This is a genomic window from Corynebacterium coyleae (assembly GCF_030408635.1).
In the GTDB taxonomy this organism is placed as follows: domain Bacteria; phylum Actinomycetota; class Actinomycetes; order Mycobacteriales; family Mycobacteriaceae; genus Corynebacterium; species Corynebacterium coyleae.
Genome location: NZ_CP047198.1, coordinates 801,062 through 826,970, shown reverse-complemented (window position 1 = coordinate 826,970; position 25,909 = coordinate 801,062). Strand labels below are relative to the sequence as shown.

The following is a 25,909-nucleotide window of genomic DNA, read 5'->3' as shown; positions in this document are numbered from 1 at the left end:
AAAAACCGGGCCCCACCTGTGGGAACCCGGTATTTTTGCGCGAGTTTTACCTTGCGGAAGCTTAGAACTGCTCGACGTCGATCAGGCCAGCCTGAGCCGCCTTAACGAGACGACGCGGGATCTGCACCTCGCGGCCGTCGATCTTGACGTTGACCAAGTCAGGGTTGTTGGCCTTCCACTGGGAACGGCGCATGCGCGTGTTAGCGCGGGACATCTTGAACTTAGGGGTTGCCATGATTGTGCTCCTTTACGCCCTTTAGTTAGCGGACTTCTTCTTGCGGCGTGCCATGCCACCGAAACGCTGGTTGAACTTCTCAACACGGCCAGCGGTGTCCATGAGACGCTGAGCGCCAGTCCAGAACGGGTGAGACTCTGCGGTCACGTCAACCACGATGAGCGGGTACTCGTTGCCGTCCTCCCACTGCTCGGTGCGTGCGGAAGTCAGGGTGGAGCGCGTCAGGAACTTGTGGCCCGTGTTCGCGTCCTGGAAAATCACCGGGTGGTAATCCGGGTGAATGTCTTTCCTCATTAGTATTCGTCTCCCTCAGGATTGAACTACGGGTCGGTTCCTTACATTAAGGATCGTGCCCGAGTTGGGTGCGAAATGGTCTTTTCATCCGACGGTTGCCGGACAACTCGAAATAGCATACAGCTCACTTACGCTGCGACCTAATCATTGCAACTCGCTTATCGACGACCTCCGCCCTGCTCATCCACCACTTACCCTCAACCCCGCCATGAATCTTTCCTCGTTTTCTTTGCCGCTGGCAGCAATCGCCAGTCTCGCCGTGCTCGCCGCAGTGTCCCTGAACGACGCCACTGAAGTTGCCCTTCGGCTTGTTCCAGTACTCGGTTTCGCGGCCGGCATGTCTGTCGTCGTCAATCTCGCTGCTCGTGTGCACACCTTCGAGTGGCTGGTTGGCGCGTTGCAGCGCACGACGTCACGCAGAGAGATCGTTCTGGCGGGGTTTCTCGCACTGTGTGTCGCCGCAACGGCGTTCCTCTCACTCGACACCACTGCGATCATGCTGACCCCGCTGGCGGTGCAACTCGCCTCCCGCTTCCGCCTCCCGGTGCCGGCGGTGGCGCTTTCCGTGGTGTGGATTGCCAACTTTGCGTCCATGCCTTTGCCGGTTTCCAACTTGACGAATTTGCTGGCGGTGGGCGGCGACGCGTTTTCCACCACCGGTGAATACGTGAAACTCGCCGCCGCCCCTGCAGCCGTGGCAGTGGCAGTGGCAGTGGCAGCGTCCTACGCGGCCCGGGCGATATACCGCAGCGCAGCCGGCGAGCCTATGCCCGAAGCGTCATCGATCCTCCCCCGCCCAACGGACGCCCTTGCGGTGCTGGGCGTCACCGTCGTTGCACTCCTCAGCCCGATCCCCTACTGGCTGACGAGCACCGTCGCCGCCATCGCAATGTGGTGTGCGGTGGGCCCGACCGGACGGCGCGACGGCATTACTCCACTCATCCCGTGGTCGGCGCTCAGCCTTGCCACTGCCTTCTCCGCGGTGGCGACACTGGCCCTGCAGATCAGCGATATTTCGTCCGCCGTGCAGCAACTCGCCGGCACACACCCCTTAGCAATTGCAGCTGCTGGCGCGACCACAGCGAACGCGATCAACAACATCCCTGCTTTTTTAATGCTCGAACCTGCAGTCAGCGATCCGGCCAGCGTGCTGGCGCTCCTGATCGGCGTCAATGTCGGCCCGGTGATCACCCCATGGGCATCGCTCGCCACACTGCTGTGGGCAGATCAACTCCGCCGCGCAAAGGCCCCAGTACCGTGGCGCGGGTTCATCCTGTGGGGCCTACTCCTGGCACCAGTTACCGTCATTGCCGCTACCGCTGCACTGCTGGCCGTTGCTTAGCCGCAACCATGTCGACAGCCCGGTGCATGACAATTTCAAACGGTCCCCGCTGGAAGCGCTTCAGCCACAACATGCTGAAGGCAACAAGCAGCGCACACAACGCGAGATAAACCCCACACACGAGCAAGGTGCCGGCAGGCCCCTCTACGTACCGGGCTAGACCAAACCCGAAGTCGTAGAACACCACAGAGGCGAGCACATTCTGCAGGATGTAGCACGTCAGCGCGGTGCGACCGACTGCAGCCAAACCGGTTCCCACCACACCAAGCGTGTTGTCGCGGCGGATGTAGAAGGCCGCGATGAGCGCGAGGACGCCAAACGCCACTACCGTCGAGGTGATGTAGCGAGTCAACGAAGCAGATGCGCCGGTGGCAAACAAGCGCAGCCCCCAGTCCAGCGGGATACCAACACCAAGGCCGACGAGCATTACTTTGCGACGCAACCCCGCCCCGGCGGGTTGGAACAATCCAGCGCGGTACAACCTGGCCGCGAGGAGAAACACACCGATGCCCATCACGAACATGATTGGGATTTCGAACCTGCCGCCGAAGAAGTCGTCGATACGCGCCTGCACCATCGCCGGATAGCTGTCGGTTGCGGTGTAGAGCGCAAACGACTGGTCAAACGTGGGGATATCCTCGCCACCCTCGATCTCGTCGAGCGGAATACTGTTAAGCAGATAGGTGCCCACGGAGAACAGCAACATGACAAGGACATGTGCGCTCAGCGCCAGCCACATCCATACCTTTTGCACGCGCTCGCTGCGCGCAATAATCGGCGCCACCGCAAGGGCGGTCAGGCCGTAGCCCATCAACACATCAAACTCAAAGATGAAGATGTAGTTCAGTAGCCCTTCGGCCACAAGCAAGATTGCGCGCCAGTAGTACAGCCCGGGCCAGCGCTGGTTTCGTTTCGCTGCAGATTGGCGCTGGATCTCCATGCCGATGCCGAACATGATGGTGAGCAGTCCCAGGAACTTGCCGTCCGTGACCAACGCGCTTGCGGCATTGAACAACGCGTCGGCGGCCTCTGCTGCAGTTCCATTCGTGGAAGCGGCGCGAACCTCATCCCAGAGCGTGAAGTTCGGATCGAAATACTGCTCCATGACGCTGTCCATCTGGTGCCAGGTGGCAAAGATCCAGATATTCGTTGCCAAGGTGCCCAGAATTGCGATACCTCGAGCGACGTCGAGAGCGACGATTCTCCGATAGGTGGGTTCATTCACGGGTGTCATACTACGCAAAACGCGATTATGAGAAATGGCGCAAAGACGGTAGGGTTGTCTCTCGCTGTTGTCGAAGTACACATATACGCCTACGTCAACCGATTGCATTTGCGCCGGTAGCGGACCCTCACACCGCTTCTCACCTGGCGCTTTCCTCACATCGTGATCGAGTCGTGGGCGGTAAGAAGAGTAAGGAAGAAACCCATGTCGGCACATTGCCAGGTCACGGGACGTCAGCCGTCGTTCGGCAAGACCGTCTCGCACTCGCACCGCCGCCACTCGCGCCGTTGGAACCCCAACGTGCAGAAGCGGAAGTTTTACCTGCCCTCCGAGGGCCGTACCATCACCCTGAACGTTTCCACGAAGGGTCTGAAGATCATTGACCGCGACGGCATCGAGTCCGTCGTAGCCCAGATCCGTGCACGAGGTGAGAAGATCTAATGGCACGTAACGATATCCGCCCGATCATCAAGCTGAAGTCCACCGCGGGCACCGGCTTCACCTACGTCACCCGCAAGAACAAGCGCAACAACCCGGACCGCATCACGCTGAAGAAGTACGATCCGGTAGTTCGCAAGCACGTCGAATTCCGCGAGGAGCGATAATCCATGGCGAAGAAGTCTAAGATCGCTAAGAACGAGCAGCGTAAAGAGATCGTCGCCCGCTACGCGGAGCGTCGTAACGAGCTCAAGGCAATCATCAAGAACCCGGAGACCTCTGACGAGGATCGTCTGGACGCTCAGTTTGAGCTCAACCGTCAGCCGCGCGACGCATCCCCAGTGCGCGTGCGCAACCGTGACTCGCGTGACGGCCGCCCCCGCGGCTACCTCCGCAAGTTCGGTGTTTCCCGTGTCCGTATGCGCGAGATGGCTCACCGCGGTGAGCTGCCTGGCGTCCGTAAGTCTTCGTGGTAAGGAGGACTCAAATTATGAAGCGCAACAATTCGCGTAAGCCGCGCATTGAGCAGTCCCGTCGCCCGAAGAAGAACCCGCTGAAGGCAAAGGGCATCGAGACCGTCGACTACAAGGATATTGAGACCCTGCGTCTGTTTATCTCCGACCGTCACAAGATTCGTTCCCGCCGCGTCACGGGCCTGACCCCGCAGCAGCAGCGCCAGGTCGCTACCGCTGTGAAGAACGCGCGCGAGATGGCTCTTCTGCCGTTCACCACCCGCTAATTAGCCGGTTGACGATGACAGCGTAAGAGTCTTCGGCTCTAAGCACCCGCACTCCCCTCCCCGCGAGGGTTGAGAGCGGGTGTTTTTCTTCTAAAGTAGTGGCGTATCCCAGAAAGGTAGGCAGGGTATGGCGAACTCGGTCGGACGACCACGCAAGCAAAGCCCACGGCGCAAAGGCGCAACCGCCCGCGAAGAAATCCTCGATGCCGCATCCGAACTTTTCACACGCAAAGGCTTCGCAACTACCTCCACTCACGACATTGCTGACGCCGTAGGCATCCGTCAGGCGTCGCTGTACTACCACTTCCCCTCCAAGCGCGACATCTTCCTCACGCTGCTCATGGGGACACTGCAGCCTTCGCTGGATCTCGCATCAGACTTGGCCAAGACCGACGAAACCGCAGCCGTGAAGCTCTGGGCACTCGTCGCCGCCGAGACCCGTATCTTGTTGTCCTCGAATTGGAACGTCGGCCGGCTCTACCAGTTGCCTGTGCTGGAGTCGGAGGAGTTTGACGAGTACCACGAGGCACGCCAACGCCTGGAGGGTATCTTCCGCGACTTGGCAGCGCAGATCGTTGGCGACGATGACCCCCGCGTAGACCTGCCGTTCCACATGACGCTCGCCGCCATCGAGATGCGCGACAACACCGGCGTGGCGCCCTATCCGCTTGTCGACGACGCCCTGCCCGCCCCCTCCGTCACCATCGCCGATGCCGTTTTGGACGTGCTGCATACGGATCTGCCGGATCGCCGCGCCGAGCGCATGCTCAGCCTCGTCGCGCAAGTATCGCGCGACGAGGACGCGTAGTTTAGAACTTGTCGAGATCCTCGACCGCGACGCGGGCCTCGAACCAATCCCCGTCGTCTCGCTTCACACCCCAAATCCGAGCCCCTGAAGGCGAATCAATCGGGAACACATCCGCATCAGCGGTGATAAGTTCCTTAGTCTTCACATCGCTTTGAGCAACGCGCGGGGAAGTTCGATTGCCGTCGTAGGTAAAGATCGACTCCCCGTCCGAAATCGCGTCGACGAAGTCCAACTTCTTGAGTTCATCCTTACCCAATTCGAGCAGGACTTCTCCAGACTCGGGCTTCAGAACGAGAAGTTTTACTATGCCCTCGGCTCGCGAGGTGAAGATGGCCGTAATGACGTCACCGCTGCGCCGCACCACAGGTACAGAACTGTAGGTTCTGGTTTCCACACTCATTGCCTCGTCTGCCTTGCCACCGCTGACATAAAGGAATTTCGCTTCACAAGGCTTCGTTGGCTCATCGGTACAGCGCTCCTGTTCCGCAGTATCCTTGCCGTACACAAGGGCATCGTCGCCGATACGCCACACGGCTTCGGGTGCGAAACCTTTACGTATCTCAACGTCCTCGCCCGACTCTAGGTTTCGGCGCCTCAAATCCCCATCGTTGCTTGCGTAATACAGCACGGGCTCCCCGCTCTGCGCGAGCACGCGGAAGAAATTATTGGTCTCGATGTGCTCATGCCTTGTTTCTTGGCCAGAGGCGATATCCACCGCAACGACATCGATTTGTTTCTTCGAGCCGGCCTCCGGAATGTTCGCGAGATAGATCTTCTCCGCACTCGCCGCGATAATTTCGGCGGACTTAGCGTCGAGGTTCTTCGAATCCACTTCCGCGAGGGTTGGCTCGTCGAAGGATGCAAAATCGTCAAGGAACGTCGACAGGCTTACCTTCTCGGTTTGTAGGCCTTGGGTACTCTCCACAGTCTTCACAAGGCTGGCACCTTTGGTCTTCCCGTCGTCGGCAACCAGCATCATCGTCGTGGTCATACGTTTGTCCTCAGAGCCATCGAACTTCTTCGGGGAGACGTCGTACAACGCTCCCGTGTCCAGATCGAGCGCACGGGTTTCTTTGTCCCAGGATGTGACAGCGAGTTTTGCAGGGACCGCCTGATTGAATGTCGGATTGAACACGTCGAGGTTGTCGATCCCAAGTGACCTTGTTTCTGGCAAGTCACGTGCTGCTTCAGGCGCCGCCTCTAACGGATCGACGGCCATGCGTGCGTTGTTGTTCCACTGTGGCTTAAGGGATTCCGCAGCCGTAGTTGCGTGCTTAGTTGGGTCAAGCACTTCCGTTTCGGTTTCATCCGCGCCGCCACAGGCACTCAGCGAAACTGTCAACAGCCCTGCTCCAAGAAGTGCGATTGCTTTCGTCTTATTCATGTTCAATCTCCTCGTTCTCTCGCCGTGTTAGTCAAAGATGTCGTAGAGCTTCCAGTCGCCGCCATCTCGAGCGAACAGAAACAGTTGGGTATTGACCGATGTCGCATGGACGTCCTTGTTTTTCACCTCCGTGTTGATCCCAACGAGTCGCGCCTCCTTGATCCCACTCAACCCGTAAAGACGGTCGAGGTAGTCGGTATTCTCCGACGCATCGTCACCTTGTTTCTTTGCGACGAGGTCCTTCAGGTCGTAGCTCTCCCCCGCGGCGTACTCGGCATCGTCGGATGATCCGATGCTCGTGTTCTCAAGCTTGTTTTCAAGCAACGCTGCACGGCCAGCAGCGGCATGCTGATTCATCCAGTCGGCCCTATCGTCCTCATCAAGCTGGGCGATTTCGTTGGCGAGCTTCTCAGGTCCGCTCGAGCCCAGCCCAGCGCCAACAAGCTGAGGAACTACCAGCGCAATGACGAGCACACCCGCAACAACAGCAGCAATAGGCCACCAACGCTTCACATCGAACGACTTCTCCGGTGTGTTGTCCCCTTCGCCAGAGCCGGGAACAACGGCTGGTTCGGAAACTTCGGGGGCTTCTGGTGCTTCGGGTGCGGTCGGTGCAGCCGTTGCAGCCGGTGACGCCATGGCGGCCAGCGACCGAAGGCTTTGCACGTTCATGGGCATGCCACTGTCGGCCTTCAAGCGGGAGTCGTACATCTGGCGCTTAGTCGGATCTCCCAGAATCTCCCGAGCCAGACGCAATTCCTCCTCGCCACCAGGGTTGGAGGTGAGGCCGCTGTCGAGGCGTTGCGTGAGCTCGTCGACAAGCAGCTCGCTCGAAGCCGACGGATCAAGTTCGAGCGTCTTGTACAGGTTGTAATGCTGCATCCCGGTTTCCTTCTACTGCTCGCTGATGAAGACGGAGGCGTTGTTGCCGCCGGTGCAGCGGAAACCGCCCTGCGCTGGCGAGCAGGACATCATGTAGTACTGGCCGGTCTTCGGGCTCAGGCTACGCAGCGAGGTCGGCGTCTTTCCGTGCTCCGCGTAGTACGCGCGGAAATCATCACCTACGGCACGCGCGAAGCCCTCAGTTGTGACGGACGTTTCCGGCACACCGACCCCGAAGGTACGGTCCTTCCGGTCAGCGTCCGGCTTTGCCGACGACGGTGCCGCCGATGGCTTTGCGCCGTCAGTCGCGACCCCACCTGGAGCACGCGTCGACGTTTCCACAACAGTGGAGGTCACCGGCTCCTTGGAGCCACTGGACGATCCGCCAAAGCTCCACGCGGCGAACGCGCCAAGGACCGCCAGGAGGGCAACGGCGAGCACGCCAATGATGATGTAGAGCACCCGGTTCGATGACTTCGGCTCTTGTGGGCCGGGCGCCGGCGCGTACGCAGGTTGGCTCCACTGCTGCTGTTCCCAACTTTGCGCCGGGAACTGCTGGGTGGGCATATGCTGCTGTGGTTGTCCCCACTCGTCGTATTCGGATGGTTTCGGGGTGTATGCCGCCCACTCATCGTTGGGGTTGGCATTTGGGTTCGACATCGTGGAATCTCCAAGCTACGGGGGTGTTTGTCCCCGCAGTCTATCGTCCAGCCTCCGAACAGTCAGGATTTGGCGAGCCCAATTGCAGCTCGAGCACAGCGTTTGTGAGATCAGTTGCCATCAATTGGGCCGTCGCATAGGTGCCGTCGGCGGGCGAAACTGTCAGCGCGATGCCGTAGCCGTTGTACAGGCCGAGCTGGCGCACGGTGTACTTCCCGTCGTCCCCCGGACCCCAGCCACCTTTGAAGGCAACATCCGGCAAAACCCCCAGACCGTAGCGCTGCTCCGGCACTACCTTGCGCATCATGTCGAGTACCTCGTCGGCCCCCGCCACACAGCGCAGGTTGGAGGCGAACACTGCCTGCTCACGAGTGCCCCATCGCGTTTGACCGAAAGCCGTGAATCCAGGCCTGAGCACAACGGTGTTCATCGGGAGATCTACTCCTGCTTCACGCAGCACTGCTTCTACCTCCGCAGGCTCAACCGTCGCCCACAGTGTTTCTGCTGCGAAGTTGTCTGAGGCGGTAATCGCAGACTCCGCAACCGGAAGTAGCGAAGGGTCTTTGCGAAGCGCAGCGACCGCGATCGGAACCTTCGAAGTTGACCACGCTACCTGCGGATCTTGTTCCGGCGATCCTACTGCGTCCCGGCCGTCAGACACCGCGAGCTCTGCCGTTCCCCCGTATTGAGCAACCACGGTATCGACTGCTGCTTGGAGCTGCGGTTGCAACTGCTCCAGAACAGGCGCGGGGACGGGCGAGGGTGCGAGTGAACTCGGCGTAATTACGTGGGTTGCCGTCACAGTTTCCGTCGCTGGTTCTGAGGCCCGCTCCCCTGCCCCGCACGCGCTGAGCGCAAGCCCAGCGGCGACCAGCGCTGCAGCAAACCTCAGTCGCGGCGTCATGTTTAGCAGCGGGCCGTCGGCAGATCGCCGCGCATTGCTGCGATGCCGTCCGCCAGCTCGTTGAGCATGGCGAAACTACCCTCGTGCCCCTTCGGGCTGTGCACGGTGATCGCCACTGCGATATCCCCGTTCGGCCCAGGGATGAGGCCAAACTGGCGGGCGAGGTGCCCGTTCTCGTAGTAGTTCCAGCCGCCCTTGAAGCGTGCACCAGGGATGCGCCCTACACCCCAGCGCTGATAATCGACGACGCGCCCCATCATGTCCAGCACCGGCTCATGCCCCTTCACGCAGCGCAGGCCCGATGCAAACGCCGCCTGGTCGCTGGTGGTCCACAGCGTGCCCATCTGGTATCCCGCGGAGTTGGTGGTCCGCGATCCTGCCTCGGCGATGATGCCGTCGAGTTCCGCGCCCGATACCTGGCCAAACATACGGTGCGCGGCAGGGTTATCGGAGCGGGTCACGGCGACCTCAGCATCCGGGTAGGCTGCCGGGCTCTTGCGCAGCGCACCAATAGCCACCGGGACCTTCATAGTGGAAAATGCCGGCTCCGGGCGGTTATCCCCTGCGGTAATGCCACCGACAGATGCTGTCGCGCGGCCACCATGTCGCGCAACAACGTCGCGCACAAGCTGATCAAGCTGCGCTTGAACCTCCGTGGCACTCTTGCCCGTCGGCTGTCTCTTCGCGGCGGCCGGTGCCGTCAGCGGCAACGGCAGGTGGATGGCTCGCTGCACTTGCGGCGGCAGTTGCTTGTAGGTCTGCACAATGGCCGGGCCTACAACCGGGATCTGATCAATCGCGGAGTAGGTGGGAATGGCCGGCAGGCCCGGAAGCGAAATACCTGCGGTGAGCGCAAGCGCGGCGAGCTTGGAGGACACGGAGGTACTCTCCTTCAGAGGGTTAGTGGGCGAAGTGGCGGGTGCCGGTGAGATACATGGTCACGCCGGCTTCCTTGGCTGCAGCGATGACTTCCTCGTCACGGATGGATCCGCCGGGCTGGACAACGGCCTTCACACCGGCGTCTGCAAGCAACTGGAATCCGTCGGCAAACGGGAAGAACGCGTCGGAGGCTGCCACGGCACCGTTGGTGCGGTTGCGGCCCTCGTCCAGTGTGTTCGCGCGGTCAACAGCCAGCTTGGCCGAATCGACGCGGTTGACCTGGCCCATGCCGATGCCCACCGATGCGCCGTCGTTGGCAATCAGGATGGCGTTGGACTTCACGCAACGCACCGAGCGCCACGCGAACTCAAGATCGGCGAGGGTCTGCTCGTCGGCAGCGTCGCCGGCAACCAGCTTCCAGTTGGCGGCTGCGTCGCCGTCGGCCTGGAACTGGTCGCGCTCCTGGACCAGCCAACCACCGGTGATCTGCTTGCGTTCCTCGGTGAGTTGCTCCGGGGTGACCTCCAGCAGGCGCAGGTTCTCCTTCGTGCGCAGCAGCTCGAGTGCTTCCGGCGCGAAAGACGGGGCGATGACCACCTCGGTGAAGATCGGGTGGATCTGCTCTGCAAGCTCAAGGGTAACCTCGCGGTTCGCAGCGATCACGCCGCCGTAAGCAGAGACAGGGTCGCAGGCGTGTGCCTTCTTGTGTGCATCCGCGATGGACTCGTCGGAAACTGCGAGACCACACGGATTGGCGTGCTTGATAATCGCGACGCACGGACGGTTGTGATCCCAAGCCGCACGCCATGCGGCGTCAGCGTCCTGGTAGTTGTTGTAGCTCATTGCCTTGCCGCCGTGCTGCTTCGCAGCGGCAATGCCCCAACCGTCGCTTTCCAGGCGGGCTGCCTGGTGCGGGTTCTCGCCGTAGCGCAGTTCCGTGGTCTGCGCACCAGACTCGGTCTGGCTCTCGAGCTGGGAGGCGAGCCAGGAGGACACGGCGGCGTCGTAACGCGCAGTGTGCGTGAACGCCTCGAGGGCGAGCTCGCGGCGCTCGTCGAGCGTAAAGCCACCGTTCTTCACGGCCTCCACAACGTCGGCGTAGCGCTTCGGGGAGGTCACAACCGCGACAGACGGGTGGTTCTTGGCTGCCGCGCGCACCATCGACGGACCACCGATATCGATCTGCTCGACGCACTCGTCAAAGTTGGCACCAGAGGCGACGGTTTCCTCGAACGGGTACAGGTTGACCACGACGAGCGAGAACGGCTCGATGCCCAGCTCCTCAAGCTGCGCCTTGTGGTCATCCTTACGCAGGTCTGCCAGGATGCCCGAGTGCACGCGCGGGTGCAGCGTCTTCACACGGCCGTCGAGCACCTCCGGGAAACCGGTGACCTCTGCGACCTCGGTCACCGGCACGCCTGCGTCTGCAATGCGCTTCGCGGTGGAACCGGTGGAGACGATTTCTATGCCGGCTTCGCCCAACGCGCGAGCCAGATCCTCCAGCCCCGTCTTGTCGTAGACGCTGATTAGCGCGCGCTTGATTTCCCGCTTCGCGGCATTCGTCATGAGAAAAGGACCTTTCCGTTTACTACTTGGGCGTTATGGAGCAGTTCCACGATCTGCTCGCGCTCGACCTTCTTGATGCGCTCGTGCAGCGTGGAGGTGGTGTCGTCCGGCAGCACCTCAACGGCACGCTGGGCGATGATCTCGCCGCTATCCAGTCCGGAATCGACGTAGTGGACGGTGCAGCCGGTGACCTTCACACCGTATTCCAGAGCATCCCGGACAGCGTGTGCGCCCGGGAATGATGGCAGCAACGACGGGTGCGCGTTGATGGTTCGACCTTCATACTTCTCAAGGAAGGGCTTGCCCAGGATGCGCATGAAGCCTGCCGAAACGACAAGGTCTGGCTTCACGGACGCAAGCGTGGCGGCAAGTTTTTCGTTCCACGCGTTGCGGTTGGTTTCCATTGGCACCACTGCGGTGCGGATACCCGCGTTCTTCGCACGTTGGATCGCTGGGCAAATTTGATCCGCCACCACAATGTCGATGCGGTAGCGACCTTGCGCATTGTCGATCATGGACCGCAGCAACGTACCCGTTCCAGAGACGAGCACAGCAATTGATTTCACTGAATCACTCACGCGAAGCAGTCTAGCTGTCAGTGTTCGCAGGTGTGCGTTGCCTTAGCGCAGCTACCCCCAACACGGTTGCACCGGTGACGGCAACCCATACAAATAGCAGTAGCGCCAGCACCCAAGGGTCCACGCCGATGACCCCATAAGCGCCTGCTTGCCCTGAGGAGAAGACGCCTGCGGCCGCGCCGAATAGGGCGCACCACGTGGCAGTTGCTGCAATAGCAGTCAGAGACACTTGCTTTGCGACGAAGTAATGCACCAGCACCGCCGCCGGCACCACCAACAGCACCGGCGCCCACGCGGGCACCTCCGCCGGGATCGCACCAAACAGGGGCAGGGGTGGGTACGGGATCTGGACTGCGTCGAAGAGGTTTATCGAACCGGCACCGTAGGTAAAGGACCCGCCGAGCATGACCGACAGCGCCCCGATAGCCGCATTTGGCAGGTACGCCACACAGAGCACGAACAGGCCGATACCGCCGCCCCACCCGAGGGATGGGTACTGGCCGAGCAGTTCGCGAACCTCACCAAAACCTGCAACGAGGAACGCAAGGTAGATCACTGCGGCTGCACTCAGCAGGCGTACAACGATCTTGCCTGCAGCCTCACCTGCATCAACGGTTTCCGCGGGAACCCCCGCACGCTTTGCGAGCGCATGCCACACCACGTTGCGGATTCCGATGCAGTAACCAATGAGGTGCAAGATGACCGGGCAAAGCAGCGCGGCCACGGGGTGTGGTGCGGCCACCGGATAGACGGCCGACGCGTCAGCGACCATGAACAACGCGATGCCGCTGAACACCAGCGCAAAGCCGATGACAAGACCAAGCAGCACGAGGAGGTCCAGGATGCTCACTCGTCCCGCCGTAGCCGCACGGATGCGGCGCGCCACGAGTGCGACAACACCGATGGCTGGCAAAAGGGGTACGGCGGCGAGCTCGATGTCGTCGATACGCACTGGCACTCCATGGAAGACGAACCAGCTCTCCCCCACCGCGGCAGGCAGGTAGGTCAGGCGCCAACCTGCGATGAGGATGACGGCAAAGCACACCACAAGCAGCCCGAGCCCGACGACAGCATTCGGCACAGCGACATACGGCAGGTAGTGCTTGATCCGCTCTTCGGTCGTCTCCGGGACCTTTGCGGGGGCAGACCGCTTCTTAATACCGGTGATCTTGCGCTTGGACATGCTGGCGTTGCGCGCGCGGCGCCCGCTTGTCGACGACGCCGGGCGTGGTTTCGGTGTGGTGCTCATCCCCGCCAACTCTGCCACTCCTCACCCCCACTTCTGGGGAAGGACACCCGATCTTCCAATTTGCCCCACCCGTCCGGAGAGTCACACCATTCACATACGACTACACATGACGTGGATGCAACCGGGATGTAACACTGCGAAGACAGCGAACGATTAAGACAATTTTCAGATTCATCTTGCCCCGATGAAACCAATTCGTTACAGTAACCACTCGTAGATAACAGGAAGGTTACGATTCCCCTGCCGGAAACACTGCCAGCAGGGAAGATTCGGGGCCAACGGGAAATCTCAAAGAGGGCACATGTTCATTTCGAAGAAGCAGGGCGGCAAGCACCGTAAGCAGACGCCGAACACGGGTCGCGCAGCTGTCGTCGCCGCCGCCACTGGCGCGGTTTCCACCGCCGGCTTCTCCGGCCTCGCCGCAGGCGCTCTCACCTCGGACAAGAGCCAGGACGCGGATTACTCCATCCAGCTCGCAGCCGATACCGACGAAATTGCCGGCACCCCAGACAGCGACGCCGCAACCCCGCAGATCCTGGCGATCGCGGAGTACAAGCCGGTTGAGAACCTTACCGACCAGCTCAACAAGGCAGTCCAGCACTCCGACGAGGTCGCTCGCCAAGACGAAGCAGCACGTGCCCCGCTGGTCGTCCGCCCGGCCGACGGCGCTTACACCTCCGGCTTCGGCATGCGCTGGGGTTCGATGCACTCCGGCATCGATATCGCCAACGTGGAAGGCACCCCGATCCGCGCAGTTGCCGATGGCACTGTGATCGACTCCGGCCCGGCCCAGGGCTACGGCCAGTGGATCCGCATCCGCCACGAGGACGGCTCCATTTCCGTCTACGGCCACATGCAGTCTCTGTACGTAGGCGTCGGCGAGCAGGTCCATGCCGGCCAGGACATCGCCGGCATGGGTTCGCTGGGCTTCTCCACCGGCTCGCACCTGCACTTTGAAATCTGGCCGGACGGCGCAACCGCTGTCGACCCGGAGCCTTGGTTGGCCGCACGCGGCATCCAGCTCTAAGCCACACAGACTTCTGCCCCGCTTCGGCGGGGCTTTTTCATTGTTGGGTGTCCAACTTTTCGGAGCATGCGGGGGTACACCATCCACCCCCACAGGCAATTAACATCCGTAACAAATTTCACTTCAGTAACATCGCGCCTGCCTGCAGCGATACCACATAGCTACGCCCAATTAGAACAAACGTGCAGGTCACGCCATTGCTTCGCGGGTGGACACACGTTAAATTGACCTGCTGTGCGCGTAGCCAAAGCTGCGCCGAACCAGACCTGCGTAGAGAAGGTAAAACTGTGAAAACCAGTCGTATGTTCCCCGGTGCCTCCGTGGCAGCCGCTGCAGCATTGGCGCTGACGCTTGTAGCGTCGCCAGCGCACGCACTGACCCTCACTGTCGGTGGCGCACCTATCGGCAACCAGGGCGACGCCTTGGGCGCCCTTGCAAAGGCTGCAGACGCCATCCTGGACAACGGTGCAACCGTGACCGCCGGCGGCTACAAGATCGTGTACGACCCGCGCGCCCTCGATGCGCCGCTGTCGGCCGCGTTCGCTCCCGCTGATGGCACGGACTGGGTCGCACCGCAGCGCGGCCGCACCGCAGATGGCCGCACCGTGGTTATGCCGGCGTCCGGCCGCTACACCTCCGGTTACGGTCCGCGCTGGGGCACGTTCCACCGTGGCATCGACATTGCCAACACGGAAGGCACCCCGATCTACGCGGCAATGGACGGCACCGTCACCGCAGCAGGTCCGGCGCAGGGCTTTGGCAACTGGGTCGTGATCAAGCACGACGGTGGCGAAGAGACCGTCTACGGCCACATGCGTTACTACGACGTGCAGGTCGGCCAGCGCGTCAAGGCGGGCCAGAAGATCGCCTCCATCGGCAACGAGGGCTACTCCACGGGCCCGCACCTCCACTTCGAGGTCAAGCCGGACGGTGTGAACCACGCCGACCCCGAGGTCTGGCTGGCCCAGCAGGGTATCCGGATCTAAAGCTTTTCCATCGGCACCCCGCCGATGGTCATCAGCCTGACGGTGCCAGACGACCCGAAATCGATTGTTACCGTCTCCCTCACGCCGGAACCTTCCACGGTGAGGACCGTGCCCAACCCGTACTTCGCGTGGTTGACGCGGTCTCCGGCCACTAAGTTCAAATTCTTGTGCACCGTCTGTTTCGGTGCACGGCGCGCAGAGCGCATCTGCGTGCGTGGACGCGAGGGCGAGCCCCACGCATCCGCGTTGAAGGAGCGCTCCGGTTCCAACCTGCGCCAGTCGATGAGGTCCTCCGGGACCTCTGCGAGGAAGCGACTGGCCGGGTTGGTTACCGGAGCGCCCCACGATGAGCGCAGCATCGCACGCGTCAGATATAGCCGCTCGCGGGCGCGCGTAATCCCCACATACGCCAGGCGACGTTCCTCGGCGAGCTCCGCTGGATCCCCCAACGCACGCAGGTGTGGGAACTGTCCGTCCTCCCAGCCGGTAACAAACACCACCGGGAACTCCAGGCCCTTTGCAGTGTGCAACGTCATCAACGTGACCACGCCCTGCTCGTTGTCCGGCAACTGATCCGCATCAGCGACGAGCGAAACCTTCTCCAAAAACGCCTGCAGTGATCCCGGCGCGGGTTCGCCTTCCTGCATAACCTCGTCGATTTCTTCATCGGTCATGTACGCCATCTGGTTCGCAGCGTCCGAGGAGAACTCACGGGCGACAGAGACCAACTCGTTGAGGTTGTCCAGGCGCGCCCCGTCCTGCGGGTCGTTGGAGGCTTCAAGCTCTGCCTTGTAGCCGGTGGCATCAAGCACCTGGGCGACCAGTTGCCCGAGGTCTGGCATGCCGGTGACCTCATTGACCATGTTCGGCATGTCCTGGCGGAGCCCCCTCATCATGTCCACGAAGCGGGTAATGGAGTTCGTGGCGGCCTTGGCCAGCATGTCCACGTTGCCCTCAGTGGCGTCGATAAGCGAACGCCCAAAGCTTTGATTGTTTTGCTCCGAGTGCAGCGCCACCATGGCTTGCGCCTTGTCGCCAATGCCGCGTTTTGGCACGTTGACAATGCGCCGCATGCTCACCGTGTCGTCCGGGTTTTCTAGCACCTTCAGGTAAGCAACGATGTCGCGGATCTCGCGGCGCTCGTAGAAGCGGGTCCCGCCGACTACCTTGTACGGAATACCCGAGCGGATGAAAATGTCTTCCAACGCGCGCGAGGCGTTGTTGGTGCGATACATCACTGCGATATCCGAGTACGGCACGCCGCGATCCGACAGGGCATCGATTTCCGTGGCGATGAAGCGGGCCTCGTCGTGCTCGTTGTCCGCGACATAGCCGACGATCTTCTCCCCCGTGCCGTGGTCAGTCCACAGCTTCTTCGGGCGGCGGCCCTCGTTCTGCGCGATGACAGCGTTCGCGGCACTCAAGATGTTCTGCGTGGAGCGGTAGTTCTGCTCCAGCATGATCGTCTCCGCATCGGGGTAGTCGCGCTCGAACTCCTCGATGTTGCGGATCGTCGCGCCACGGAAGGCGTAAATGGACTGGTCAGAATCGCCCACCACCGCCAGCTCGGGCGCGTCGGGGCCGTCGCCCACCAGGGTGTGGATGAGTTCGTATTGAGCGTGGTTGGTGTCCTGGTATTCGTCGACAAGCACATGCCTGAAGCGACGCCGGTAGTACTCCGTGACCTGCGGATGCGTCTTGAAGATGCGGACTACCTCGCCGATCAGATCGTCGAAATCGAGCGCGTTGGATTGACGCAGGCGGCGCTGATATTCCGCGAACACGTTCGCCACCGTGGTCTCGAACGGGTTGTGGGTGCGTTGCGCCTGTGCTTGCGCCTGGTCCGGATCCACCAACTCGTTTTTCAGATTCGAAATCGCGTTGGCCAGCACGCGCGGCGAGAACTTCTTCAGATCCAAGTTCATGTCTTTGCCGATCATGCCGAGCAGTCGACGTGAATCGTCCGAATCATAAATAGTGAAGTTGGTATTCAACCCCGGCACCAACTGCGCCTGCTGGCGCAAAATACGCACGCACACCGAGTGGAACGTGGCCACCCACATGCGTTCCGCCTCAGGTCCGACGAGTTGGCCGACGCGCTCCTTCATCTCCGCTGCGGCCTTATTAGTAAAGGTGATGGCAAGGATCTGCCACGGCGCTACCCCACGGTTTTGCAGCAAATAGGCAATACGGCGGGTCAGCACCGCAGTTTTGCCGGAACCAGCGCCGGCGACGATAAGCAGCGGGCTACCTTCGTGCACGACGGCCGCCTGTTGCTGCGGGTTCAGGCCAAGGGTCACATCAGTCATGGCAGTCACTGTACTAACGCCGCCGACACGACCCTGACCGTGTGTTCGAACTGGCATAATCTACTGCCATGAGTGAGCTTGAAATCCGCATGCCATCCGGCACCGACGATCCCCTTTCGGACGCGGAGATCCAGGAATACCGCAAGGAAATCGACCGACTTGACCGCGTCATCCTCGACGCAGTGAAGCGCCGCAGCCAGATTTCCGCCGCGATTGGTAAGACACGCATGGGCTCGGGCGGCACGCGTCTTGTCCACACTCGCGAGGTGGCCATCATTAACCAGTTCCAGGACGAGTTGGGCGAGGAAGGCCCCGGCCTGGCACAGATCCTGCTGCGGCTCGGCCGGGGCAAGTTGGGTTAACGCACTTGGGGCTAGCGCTCCGGACGGCTAGTCCTGCTCGGTGGAATCGAGCACGACCTCAAATTCCAGCAGTTCAGCAGACTGTGACACCGGCTTGCGCGGAGCCTCACCGTTATCGCCGCCCTTGTCGCTTTCAGCGTGCCCGGCGCGGCCTGCGCCTTCCCACCAGGCGTTGTAGGACTCCTCGTCGGCCCAGCGGGTGACCACGAAGTAGCGCTCCTCCCCCTTGACTGGGCGCAGAAGCTGGAAGCCTTCGAAGCCGGGCTGGGAGTCGATGGCGTGCTTGCGGGCAGCGAAGCGGCGCTCGAGTTCCTCGCCGGCGCCTTCGGGGACAGTAATCGCGTTGATCTTGACGATGCTCATGGGCGCCATTATCCAGATTTGCCGGGTGGTGGGGTGTTACCCGGAAGGCACGACAGGTTTTGACTACCGTAGTTTGCATTGAACGCTGGAGATGATCACCGCCGCCTGGGAGGCTGCAATGCACGACATTACGTCCGCACCGAGCTGGAAAAAGCTCGAAAAACTCCATGCTGAAACGTCTCGCACGACGCTGCGTGATCTGTTTCGGGCCGACGCGCAGCGCGCCGAGCGCTTCACTTTCGACGCCGCCGGTTTGCACGTGGATCTGTCGAAGAACCTGTTCAACGGGCGTGTCATGGAGGCGCTGATTGCACTTGCCGACGACGCCGACCTGACCGAACGCATCACCGCAATGTTTGCGGGCGAGCACCTCAACACCACCGAGGACCGGGCTGTGCTGCACACCGCGCTGCGCGCCCCGGCGGATCGGGCGCTGATCGTCGACGGCCAGGATGTCACCGCTGACGTGCACGATGTGCTGGAGCGCATGAGTGCGTTTGCGGAGTCGGTGCGCTCTGGCGATTGGCTCGGCCACACGGGCAAGCCGATTACCAAGGTGGTCAACATCGGCATCGGCGGCTCCGACCTGGGGCCAGCCATGGCTGCTCAGGCGTTGCGTACCTACGCGGATGCTGGGGTGAGCGCGGAGTTCGTCTCCAATGTGGATCCGGCCGATATGACCCGGGTGCTCGCTGATGCTGACCCGGAGCAGACGCTGTTTATCGTCGCCTCCAAAACGTTTACTACGCAGGAAACCCTGTCTAACGCGCATGCGGCGAAGCGCTGGCTGCTCGAGACTTTCGATGGCGACGACACCGCGATTGCGAAGCACTTCGTAGCCGTCTCTACCAATGTGGAGAAGGTCTCCGAGTTCGGTATTAATACGAACAACATGTTCGGCTTCTGGGACTGGGTTGGCGGCCGCTACTCGGTGGATTCCGCAATCGGCCTGTCGCTGATGGTGGTCATCGGCCCGGAGCGTTTCCGCGAGTTCCTCGCCGGGTTCCACGCGATGGATGAGCACTTCCGCACCACCGATTTCGAGCGCAACGTGCCTGTACTCATGGGGCTGCTCAACGTGTGGTACCGCAACTTCTACCAGGCCCAGACCCATGCGGTGTTGCCGTACGCGCAGGACCTCGCCCGCTTCCCGGCGTATCTGCAGCAGTTGACCATGGAGTCCAACGGCAAGCGCACGCGTATCGACGGCACCCCGGTCACCTATGACACCGGCGAAATCTTCTTCGGCGAGCCCGGCACCAACGGCCAACACGCCTTTTTCCAATTGATCCACCAGGGCACCACACTGATTCCGGCGGACTTCATCGGCTTTGCCAAACCACGCGCTGATCTGCCCACCGCCACCGGCGAAGGCTCCATGCACGACCTGCTCATGGGTAATTTCTTCGCGCAGACGAAGGTGCTGGCGTTTGGCAAAACCCAGCAGGAAATCGAAGCAGAAGGTGTCCCGCATGCACTTGCGCCGCACAAGGTTATGCCTGGCAACCGCCCCACCACCACGATCCTGGCGGAGGAACTCTCCCCGCACTCCCTCGGCGCGTTGATTGCGTTGTACGAGCACATCGTGTTCGTGGAGGCCGCGATCTGGGGCATCAATGCCTTCGACCAGTGGGGCGTGGAGTTGGGCAAAGCTCAGGCCAATGACCTCGCCGCTGCCGTTGCGGGCGAGGAAGAGCCCGCCTCCGGCGACCAATCCACCGACAACCTCATCACCTGGTACAGGGAGCACCGATAATGGGCGACGCCATCTCATCCGAGTCCTACACCCCACGTCAGCGCACCACGTACCGCCGTCGGCTCGAGGATGAGCTGGAGCGCTTCGACCGGCACCTCCAGGGCGCCGAGTTCGTCGATCACGGCACGATCGGGCTGGAGTTGGAGCTCAATCTTGTCGACGACTCCATGCTCCCCCACCCCAACAACCAAGCCGTGCTCGCGCTGCTTGATAGCGAGTACCAGGCCGAAATCGGCGCTTACAACGTGGAGATGAACCACCCACCCTTGGATATTCAAGGCCAGGGGCTAGCGGAGTTGGCTGGTGGCGTCGAGAAGCGACTTGCCCGCGTGCGCGAGGCAGCGCAGCAAGCTGGGTCGCACCTTGCGATGATCGGCACACTGCCCACGATGACCTCGCAGTTTCTCGACAGCGACGAGTGGATGACGCAGGAAAACCGCTACGCCGGACTGAACAACTCGATCCTGGAATCGCGCGGTGAACTGGTCAAAATCGACCTGCGGGGCGAGGAGAAATACACCCACTACTTTGAGACCATCGCCCCCGAATCCACCTGCACATCCATGCAGCTACACCTCCAGGTGGCACCAGACCGGTTCGCGGAAGCGTGGAACGCCTCCCAGGCGATTGCTGGTATTCAGGTGGCACTCTCGGCGAACTCGCCGCTGTTTCTGGGCCACAAGGTGTGGCACGAGTCGCGCATCCCGGTGTTCAAACAGTCCATCGATACGCGCACCAAAGAACTGATCAACCAAGGCGTGCGCCCGCGTGTGTGGTTCGGCGAACGCTGGATCACCAGCGTCTTCGACCTGTTCGAAGAAAACGTGCGCTACTTCTCTCCCCTGCTGCCCGAGGGCCGCGCCGACGCGGGCACCCCGTTCATGAACGGCGACAACCCCGGCCTGCACTACCTCAACCTGCACAACGGCACGATCTGGCGCTGGAACCGGCCCATTTATGATCCGGCGGGCGAACTCAGCCACATCCGCGTGGAAAACCGCCTGCTTCCCGCAGGCCCGACCGTCAAAGACATCGTTGCCGACGCTGCGCTCTACTACGGCTTGGTCAAAGCCCTGAGCAACCAGACCCGACCCGTATGGTCGCGCCTGACCTTCGACGCCGCGAACCGCAACTTCCTCGCCGGCGCCAAGCACGGCATCAACGCCGAGATGGAATGGCCGACGTTGAGTTCGGTTCCGGTGCGTGAGCTCGTCGATAAGCATCTGCTCGACCTCGCCTACGAAGGCCTGCGAGCCCTTGACGTGGACCAATCCTGCGCCGACGAATACCTCGGTGTCATCGAAGGCCGCGTACGCACCGGCCAAAACGGTGCCACCTGGCAACTCGACGCCCTGAGCCGCGTCGCCGCCGGATCCAAACCCGCCACAAGCGAACGCGCCGAAGGCCTCGCCCGGGTTTTACGGCAGTACATCAAAAACTCCCAGGCAGACGCGCCGGTGCACACTTGGAACCTTGAGGTCGAATAAGGCAAGATAGGCCCAATGCAGAGCATCATCGACTGGATCGTCGGCCTAATGGAAACCCTTGGCGCCCCCGGTGTCGGCATCGCGATCCTCTTGGAGAACCTCTTCCCACCCATTCCGTCCGAGGTCGTACTGCCGCTGGCAGGCTTCACCGTCGCGCAGGGATCCCTGAACATGGTCAGCGTGTTCATCTGGTCCGTGCTTGGCTCCGTCATCGGCGCATACATCCTCTACGGCGTCGGCGCCTGGCTCGGCCTGGAGCGCCTGCGCAAGATCGCCGATTGGATGTGGCTCGTGCGCGCCTCCGACGTGGACGCATCGATGGATTTCTTCAACAAATACGGCAAGCCCAGCGTGTTCATCGGTCGCCTCATCCCGGGTGTGCGGTCGCTGATCTCCATCCCGGCGGGCCTGGGCAACATGAACCTTCTCACCTTCGGCCTGTGGACCACGCTTGGCTCCGGCATCTGGAACGCCATCCTGATCTACCTGGGCTACATCCTCGGCGACAACTGGGAAAAAGCCACCGAGTACGCCGACACCTACTCCAACGTCATCTACGTCGTGCTCATCCTGATCATCCTCGGATTCCTGGTGTTCTTCATCCGCCGCGCGCTCAGCGACTGGGAGGCGAAAAAGGCTGACACTGCGGACACCACCAAATAACCCGCTCGAGGGCGACCGATCACGAAAGTGACGGTCGCCCTCTCCCCTTTAAGAAACCTTCTCGCCTTGCGCCCAATACGAAGCAACATCGGGAAGTTCATCGACCGCGAAGTATCGGGAGTGCGTAACCTTCAAGTCTTCTAAGGACGGCGCCCCGATCACAACAATCTCGACATCTGGATTGTCGTTGGCCTGTTCTTCCTCAAGCCGCTGCAGGATCGCATCACGTACATCCGCATACTCTTTCATCCGAAGCGCGCCGGTCTTGCGGTTGAACACCATAAGGAAGTGCTTCATCGTCTCCCCCTCACTCTTCTACCTCGTACGAACTGAGACGTTGCGATAGGGCTCGCAAAGATTCAATGAGGCTCAGAATACTCGAGGCATGCTGACTCGTAGCAGTCTCCGAGTACGACAATGCTCGAAAAGCTTCCGCCCGCAATTCATGCAGCCTCGAGTTCAATGGCAGACCCATCGGGATATTCGCTAACTGCTTCATCGAGTTCGAACTACTCCGACGCGTCGCTGCTCGTTGCCGTTCCATATGGTGAATATCACGCGCAATCGCAACTAGCGCATCAAAAACCCTGGCTAGCTCTTTATTCCCTGGCCGCGCATCGCTTTCGTATCGGATCTTTCGCCCAGTTTTGTCCGCTAACTTTTCAAAGGTGTTCGCCCACTCCGACTGGAGCAAGGTTCGCATTTGGAGTTCGACATTACCCGCAGCCGACTGAACCACCAGATGAATAGCCCGGTAACCCCCGGGCTGCGCACGGGCGATATAGTCACGCTCAATCACACGATGCCCCTCTGCCCGCAGCACCTGCTGCAGCTCCCATGAGAGATGGCGCAAATCGTCGTGCAACACGTTGGCCGTAATTCAAGCCCCGGCGAAATCCCACATCCGGCCGAGTTGAACCTTCTTCGTTTTGTCCTCATTCGACCGTCTGATTTTGTCACCAATAGTCGCCTGCGATTTCACTCGATAAGCACTGACAATGTCCGGACTTTGGTTTTCCTGGCCAAAAAGTTCCTGCGCAAAACCTGCACAGGCAGCAGCAGTCCGTCGAGCTAACTCGTCGTGCCAGATAATCATCTCCGCGGCTTCCGCAGGAACACTGGCACTACCAGCGAAATATTCTCCGAGCCGGTCGATTTCTCGCTTCCCCCACGGACGTTTTTCTCTCAAAAATTCAAAGTCCATATCTCGCCCCCCCTTTTCCAGAAATGGAATATATCAGGGCTCCGGCTGACACCGCGGACACCACCAAATAACCCGCTCGAGGTCGCCGTCGCCGCCGAGAAATCCCTTCTCAATGAGCGTGCCGCAGCGCCTACACGGCTTGTTGTTGCGGCCGAACACGTAACTCGTCTCCCCCGCCCGCTTGATCCCAGTGGTCACGCGGACGGGGGCGTCTTTATTCGCCCACATCAGCCGTCGCGCAAGACGCACATGCTTTTCGACGTCCACCTCCCCCACCCGTTCCCTCGGGTGCGTACCCGCGAGGAAGTTGATCTCCGCGCGGTACTCGTTCCCAATGCCTGCAAGGTTGCGCTGATCCAGCAGCGCACGTCCAATCTCTAGGTTCGGGGTGGCCTCGATGCGCCTGACTGCCTCAGCCAGGTCGAAATCCGGATCGAGTAAATCCGGGCCGAGATACCCCATCTCCTGCTCGTATTGGCGTGCTGGGAACACCCGGACGAGGCCTAGCCAAAATCCGACGAGCTCGATGTCGGGCTGGGGGTCGTCGCTAAGCGAAAGCACCACGCGAGCCGCATGACCAGGCTTCTTCCAGCGTGTGCCGGCGCGGTGCATCGACCACGTGCCCTCCATTTTGAGATGCGTGTGCAGGATCTGCGCCTGGTGACCGTCTTTGGCGAACTGCATGAAGAGGTGCTTGCCGCGCGGCCACACTCGCTCGCAGATCATGCCCGTGAAATCGACGGTGGCATAGCGCGGGACGCGGATGCTCGTGGATGTTACTTCGCGGTTTTGCATCCACTGCAGGCGCTTAGACAGCTGATAGACCGAATCACCTTCAGGCATAGTGGAGCCCATGTTCCGCTTTCTGGGAAACTTTTTCAATTCTGGGCCGAGCCCGGAGGAGTCGCTTGTGGGCCAGGCGAATCCGCGGCTCGGCCTTGCGGCGGCAGCGCACCTGGTCAGACAGTTACAGTAGAACGCGTGTTCGAACGTTCGGTTTTGACGTCGGGCGCGTTGATACATTGACCCTCAACTACGTAAAGGAGGGGACATGAACGACGTATCACGCCTCGTTGACCAGGTCGTCGACAGTCTGACGCAGCTGCGTCTGCTTTTCGACGACCCCACGTCCCTCCCCTTCCCCACCATCGCCCGCGACATCGCACGCCTCGAACAAGCTATGGATAAGAAGGCCTACGTCGACGCCTCCTTTGCACACGCCTGTGTGCTCGCCGATGCCGGCAAACTCGTCGGCGCGAACTACCCGGACGCCTACCTCATGGAAAAGTTGGGCATCTCCAAGGGCGAGGCCTACAACCGGCTCGCCCGAGCCAAAGCCATGTTCGCGCCATCCCCGCCACCCGAGCCCGACCTGGACGATTTCCTCGGGGACCTGTTTGGCGCCGGCGATGAACCGACCGACGAGGAGCGCGCCGCCGCCGAAGAAGCCGCCCGCAAGGCCGCCGACGAGGAAGCCGAGCGTCGCCGCAAAGACCAGGAGGACGCCCGCCGTCGCGCCGGCGAGGTCCCCGCCGCCAAGCAGGACATCATCCGGCGAGAACTCGACAAACTGCTCAAGGCCGCCGAGGGCGAACGCATGAGCATCTACGCCCGCGCCATGGAGGAAGCGAAGACACGCAGCGAAAAGGACCTGCGGCTGTTTGTGAAGCGCCTCGTGGACAAGGCGAACAAGCCACACGCAAAGAAGAACCCCAACGCTGGCTTTGAAAAGCGCGAGGCTACCCTGGGCAAGGAAAACTCCGACGGCACCTACGACGTGCGCCTTCACATGACCGCAGGCGACTACGCCCTCTACAAAGCACTCACCGACAAGGGGCTCGCACCAAACTCCAACATCCCGGCTGAACACCAGCAGGACCGCGACCCCCGCACCCGCGGCCAGCGCCGATACGACCAGTTCATGGACATCATGCGCCAATACGAACACGGCGAGCAGGCCGCCAACGGCGCCGCCTCCGTGGTGGTCTCGGTGACGCTGGACGATCTTGCCGACGCCGACGCCACCACCCTGTTCCAAACCAACGTCGGCGTGGAGCTCAACGCCTTCGACCTCGTGCGCCTCGGCATGGACGGCACCTCCGACTTCTTACTCACCGTCGACGGCCTCACCGGAGTGCCGCTGCACCTGGGCAGGTCGAAACGGCTCGCGTCTGTTGCGCAACGCATCGCCATGTTCGCCATCCAAGGCGTGTGCTCATGGGCCGGCTGCACCACCGCCATGAGCGAGTGCGAAGCCCACCACATCATCTCCTGGCTGCGGTACGGCGGCACCGACATCACCAACCTCACCGGCCTGTGCCCCACCCATCACCGGTGCAACAATGACCACCGGGACGGCTCCTTTAACAAGGGCTACATGGATTACGACCCCACAACCGGCACCGCCGTGCTGGTCAAGGCCGACGGCACCCGTCACGTAAACACCACAGACCCCGCCATGCACTCGGCGGTCAACCGAATCCGGGCGAAACGGACCCGGATGGCGGGGCAACCGCCGGGGACCACCCACCGGCCGGTACCGCGCGTGCCGCTACGGCCCTAAAGCCTG

General features: G+C 61.3%; 30 protein-coding genes. 13 read left to right on the top strand and 17 right to left on the bottom strand.

Translation table 11 applies throughout. The annotated features are described in order from the left end of the window. Positions 1 to 61 precede the first annotated feature (61 nt). Both rpmF and CCOY_RS04070 read right to left on the bottom strand, forming a co-directional pair. Positions 62 to 235 carry a 50S ribosomal protein L32 gene (rpmF, locus tag CCOY_RS04075; RefSeq protein ID WP_070421426.1) on the bottom strand — a complete coding sequence of 58 codons (174 nt, stop codon included), beginning with the start codon at positions 233 to 235 and terminating at the stop codon, positions 62 to 64. Between the two features lie 21 nt (positions 236 to 256). After that, positions 257 to 529 carry a type B 50S ribosomal protein L31 gene (locus tag CCOY_RS04070; RefSeq protein ID WP_070421427.1) on the bottom strand — a complete coding sequence of 91 codons (273 nt, stop codon included), beginning with the start codon at positions 527 to 529 and terminating at the stop codon, positions 257 to 259. 208 nt (positions 530 to 737) lie between these two features. On the opposite strand from CCOY_RS04070, the gene CCOY_RS04065 reads away from it, so the two are divergent. Further along, positions 738 to 1,871 (top strand): SLC13 family permease, encoded by a 1,134-nt coding sequence (locus CCOY_RS04065; RefSeq protein WP_143028461.1) that lies wholly within the window; start codon positions 738 to 740, stop codon positions 1,869 to 1,871. Here the strand turns inward: CCOY_RS04065 and CCOY_RS04060 are convergent. Then, a complete protein-coding gene (locus CCOY_RS04060; RefSeq protein WP_167594510.1) occupies positions 1,843 to 3,096 on the bottom strand; it encodes a DUF418 domain-containing protein in 1,254 nt (417 codons plus the stop codon). The two genes, CCOY_RS04065 and CCOY_RS04060, sit on opposite strands and share 29 nt — an antisense overlap. Before the next feature lie 204 nt (positions 3,097 to 3,300). Here CCOY_RS04060 and rpmB point away from each other — a divergent pair, with 204 nt between their 5' ends. From rpmB to CCOY_RS04035, 5 genes are all read left to right on the top strand, one after another. Beyond that, on the top strand, positions 3,301 to 3,537 hold the full coding sequence (gene rpmB, locus CCOY_RS04055) for a 50S ribosomal protein L28 (protein WP_042409504.1): 237 nt from the start codon (positions 3,301 to 3,303) through the stop codon (positions 3,535 to 3,537). Then, positions 3,537 to 3,701: a 50S ribosomal protein L33 gene (rpmG, locus tag CCOY_RS04050; protein WP_006841072.1), complete on the top strand. Its 165-nt coding sequence runs from the start codon at positions 3,537 to 3,539 to the stop codon at positions 3,699 to 3,701. Before rpmB ends, rpmG begins: the two co-directional genes overlap by 1 nt. 3 nt (positions 3,702 to 3,704) lie before the next feature. Continuing rightward, positions 3,705 to 4,010, top strand: coding sequence for a 30S ribosomal protein S14 (gene rpsN, locus CCOY_RS04045; RefSeq protein WP_034999472.1), 306 nt, complete (start codon positions 3,705 to 3,707; stop codon positions 4,008 to 4,010). An 11-nt stretch (positions 4,011 to 4,021) separates the two neighbouring features. Beyond that, positions 4,022 to 4,273, top strand: a complete 252-nt coding sequence (gene rpsR, locus CCOY_RS04040; RefSeq protein ID WP_180950003.1) for a 30S ribosomal protein S18 — start codon at positions 4,022 to 4,024, stop codon at positions 4,271 to 4,273. 127 nt (positions 4,274 to 4,400) lie between these two features. Next, positions 4,401 to 5,081: a TetR/AcrR family transcriptional regulator gene (locus CCOY_RS04035; RefSeq protein WP_092101903.1), complete on the top strand. Its 681-nt coding sequence runs from the start codon at positions 4,401 to 4,403 to the stop codon at positions 5,079 to 5,081. Between the two features lies 1 nt (position 5,082). Here the strand turns inward: CCOY_RS04035 and CCOY_RS04030 are convergent, their stop codons facing one another. The 8 genes from CCOY_RS04030 to CCOY_RS03995 are packed head-to-tail and all read right to left on the bottom strand — an operon-like array spanning position 5,083 to position 13,183. After that, positions 5,083 to 6,465 carry a hypothetical protein gene (locus CCOY_RS04030; protein ID WP_092101900.1) on the bottom strand — a complete coding sequence of 461 codons (1,383 nt, stop codon included), beginning with the start codon at positions 6,463 to 6,465 and terminating at the stop codon, positions 5,083 to 5,085. 27 nt (positions 6,466 to 6,492) lie between these two features. Next, positions 6,493 to 7,347 (bottom strand): J domain-containing protein, encoded by an 855-nt coding sequence (locus tag CCOY_RS04025; RefSeq protein WP_070483692.1) that lies wholly within the window; start codon positions 7,345 to 7,347, stop codon positions 6,493 to 6,495. Between the two features lie 12 nt (positions 7,348 to 7,359). After that, positions 7,360 to 8,007 (bottom strand): hypothetical protein, encoded by a 648-nt coding sequence (locus tag CCOY_RS04020; RefSeq protein WP_092101897.1) that lies wholly within the window; start codon positions 8,005 to 8,007, stop codon positions 7,360 to 7,362. A 40-nt stretch (positions 8,008 to 8,047) separates the two neighbouring features. Then, positions 8,048 to 8,911: a serine hydrolase gene (locus CCOY_RS04015; RefSeq protein ID WP_208856586.1), complete on the bottom strand. Its 864-nt coding sequence runs from the start codon at positions 8,909 to 8,911 to the stop codon at positions 8,048 to 8,050. A 2-nt stretch (positions 8,912 to 8,913) separates the two neighbouring features. Further along, on the bottom strand, positions 8,914 to 9,789 hold the full coding sequence (locus CCOY_RS04010) for a serine hydrolase (RefSeq protein WP_083284827.1): 876 nt from the start codon (positions 9,787 to 9,789) through the stop codon (positions 8,914 to 8,916). Positions 9,790 to 9,811: 22 nt separating this feature from the next. After that, positions 9,812 to 11,356, bottom strand: coding sequence for a bifunctional phosphoribosylaminoimidazolecarboxamide formyltransferase/IMP cyclohydrolase (purH, locus tag CCOY_RS04005; protein ID WP_070421434.1), 1,545 nt, complete (start codon positions 11,354 to 11,356; stop codon positions 9,812 to 9,814). Beyond that, positions 11,353 to 11,934: a phosphoribosylglycinamide formyltransferase gene (gene purN, locus CCOY_RS04000; RefSeq protein ID WP_371325687.1), complete on the bottom strand. Its 582-nt coding sequence runs from the start codon at positions 11,932 to 11,934 to the stop codon at positions 11,353 to 11,355. Before purN ends, purH begins: the two co-directional genes overlap by 4 nt. 10 nt (positions 11,935 to 11,944) lie before the next feature. Next, positions 11,945 to 13,183 carry a cell division protein PerM gene (locus CCOY_RS03995; RefSeq protein ID WP_092101891.1) on the bottom strand — a complete coding sequence of 413 codons (1,239 nt, stop codon included), beginning with the start codon at positions 13,181 to 13,183 and terminating at the stop codon, positions 11,945 to 11,947. A 301-nt stretch (positions 13,184 to 13,484) separates the two neighbouring features. Here CCOY_RS03995 and CCOY_RS03990 point away from each other — a divergent pair, with 301 nt between their 5' ends. Then, positions 13,485 to 14,210 (top strand): M23 family metallopeptidase, encoded by a 726-nt coding sequence (locus CCOY_RS03990; protein ID WP_070421437.1) that lies wholly within the window; start codon positions 13,485 to 13,487, stop codon positions 14,208 to 14,210. Between the two features lie 287 nt (positions 14,211 to 14,497). Next, complete coding sequence (locus tag CCOY_RS03985; RefSeq protein WP_224212937.1) at positions 14,498 to 15,196, top strand: M23 family metallopeptidase; 699 nt, start codon at positions 14,498 to 14,500, stop codon at positions 15,194 to 15,196. Here CCOY_RS03985 and pcrA read toward each other — a convergent pair. Beyond that, positions 15,193 to 17,505, bottom strand: a complete 2,313-nt coding sequence (pcrA, locus tag CCOY_RS03980; RefSeq protein ID WP_092101888.1) for a DNA helicase PcrA — start codon at positions 17,503 to 17,505, stop codon at positions 15,193 to 15,195. The two genes, CCOY_RS03985 and pcrA, sit on opposite strands and share 4 nt — an antisense overlap. A 68-nt stretch (positions 17,506 to 17,573) precedes the next feature. Here pcrA and CCOY_RS03975 point away from each other — a divergent pair, with 68 nt between their 5' ends. Next, positions 17,574 to 17,867: a chorismate mutase gene (locus CCOY_RS03975; protein WP_070483699.1), complete on the top strand. Its 294-nt coding sequence runs from the start codon at positions 17,574 to 17,576 to the stop codon at positions 17,865 to 17,867. A 27-nt stretch (positions 17,868 to 17,894) separates the two neighbouring features. Here the strand turns inward: CCOY_RS03975 and CCOY_RS03970 are convergent, their stop codons facing one another. Continuing rightward, on the bottom strand, positions 17,895 to 18,230 hold the full coding sequence (locus tag CCOY_RS03970) for an antibiotic biosynthesis monooxygenase family protein (RefSeq protein WP_070483701.1): 336 nt from the start codon (positions 18,228 to 18,230) through the stop codon (positions 17,895 to 17,897). Positions 18,231 to 18,348: 118 nt separating this feature from the next. Here CCOY_RS03970 and pgi point away from each other — a divergent pair, with 118 nt between their 5' ends. From pgi to CCOY_RS03955, 3 genes are read left to right on the top strand one after another with little or no spacing between them, the layout of a single operon-like run. Beyond that, the gene (gene pgi / locus CCOY_RS03965; RefSeq protein ID WP_092103018.1) at positions 18,349 to 19,986 is read left to right on the top strand and encodes a glucose-6-phosphate isomerase; all 1,638 of its coding nucleotides are present in this window, start codon (positions 18,349 to 18,351) and stop codon (positions 19,984 to 19,986) included. Then, positions 19,986 to 21,473, top strand: coding sequence for a glutamate-cysteine ligase family protein (locus CCOY_RS03960; RefSeq protein ID WP_092101884.1), 1,488 nt, complete (start codon positions 19,986 to 19,988; stop codon positions 21,471 to 21,473). Before pgi ends, CCOY_RS03960 begins: the two co-directional genes overlap by 1 nt. Positions 21,474 to 21,488: 15 nt before the next feature. Next, positions 21,489 to 22,136: a DedA family protein gene (locus tag CCOY_RS03955; RefSeq protein WP_070570954.1), complete on the top strand. Its 648-nt coding sequence runs from the start codon at positions 21,489 to 21,491 to the stop codon at positions 22,134 to 22,136. A 48-nt stretch (positions 22,137 to 22,184) separates the two neighbouring features. Here the strand turns inward: CCOY_RS03955 and CCOY_RS03950 are convergent, their stop codons facing one another. The 4 genes from CCOY_RS03950 to CCOY_RS03935 all read right to left on the bottom strand — a co-directional run bounded on the left by CCOY_RS03950 (position 22,185) and on the right by CCOY_RS03935 (position 24,183). Next, positions 22,185 to 22,433, bottom strand: coding sequence for a hypothetical protein (locus CCOY_RS03950; protein WP_070421444.1), 249 nt, complete (start codon positions 22,431 to 22,433; stop codon positions 22,185 to 22,187). A 10-nt stretch (positions 22,434 to 22,443) separates the two neighbouring features. Then, positions 22,444 to 22,935: a RelA/SpoT-related domain-containing protein gene (locus CCOY_RS03945; RefSeq protein ID WP_280137911.1), complete on the bottom strand. Its 492-nt coding sequence runs from the start codon at positions 22,933 to 22,935 to the stop codon at positions 22,444 to 22,446. 81 nt (positions 22,936 to 23,016) lie between these two features. Next, complete coding sequence (locus tag CCOY_RS03940; RefSeq protein WP_092101878.1) at positions 23,017 to 23,340, bottom strand: hypothetical protein; 324 nt, start codon at positions 23,338 to 23,340, stop codon at positions 23,017 to 23,019. Positions 23,341 to 23,373: 33 nt separating this feature from the next. After that, the gene (locus CCOY_RS03935; protein ID WP_092103015.1) at positions 23,374 to 24,183 is read right to left on the bottom strand and encodes a DNA-formamidopyrimidine glycosylase family protein; all 810 of its coding nucleotides are present in this window, start codon (positions 24,181 to 24,183) and stop codon (positions 23,374 to 23,376) included. A 208-nt stretch (positions 24,184 to 24,391) separates the two neighbouring features. Here CCOY_RS03935 and CCOY_RS03930 point away from each other — a divergent pair, with 208 nt between their 5' ends. Further along, entirely contained in the window at positions 24,392 to 25,903 is a 1,512-nt protein-coding gene (locus tag CCOY_RS03930; RefSeq protein WP_092101875.1) for an HNH endonuclease signature motif containing protein, read from the top strand. Positions 25,904 to 25,909 lie beyond the last annotated feature (6 nt).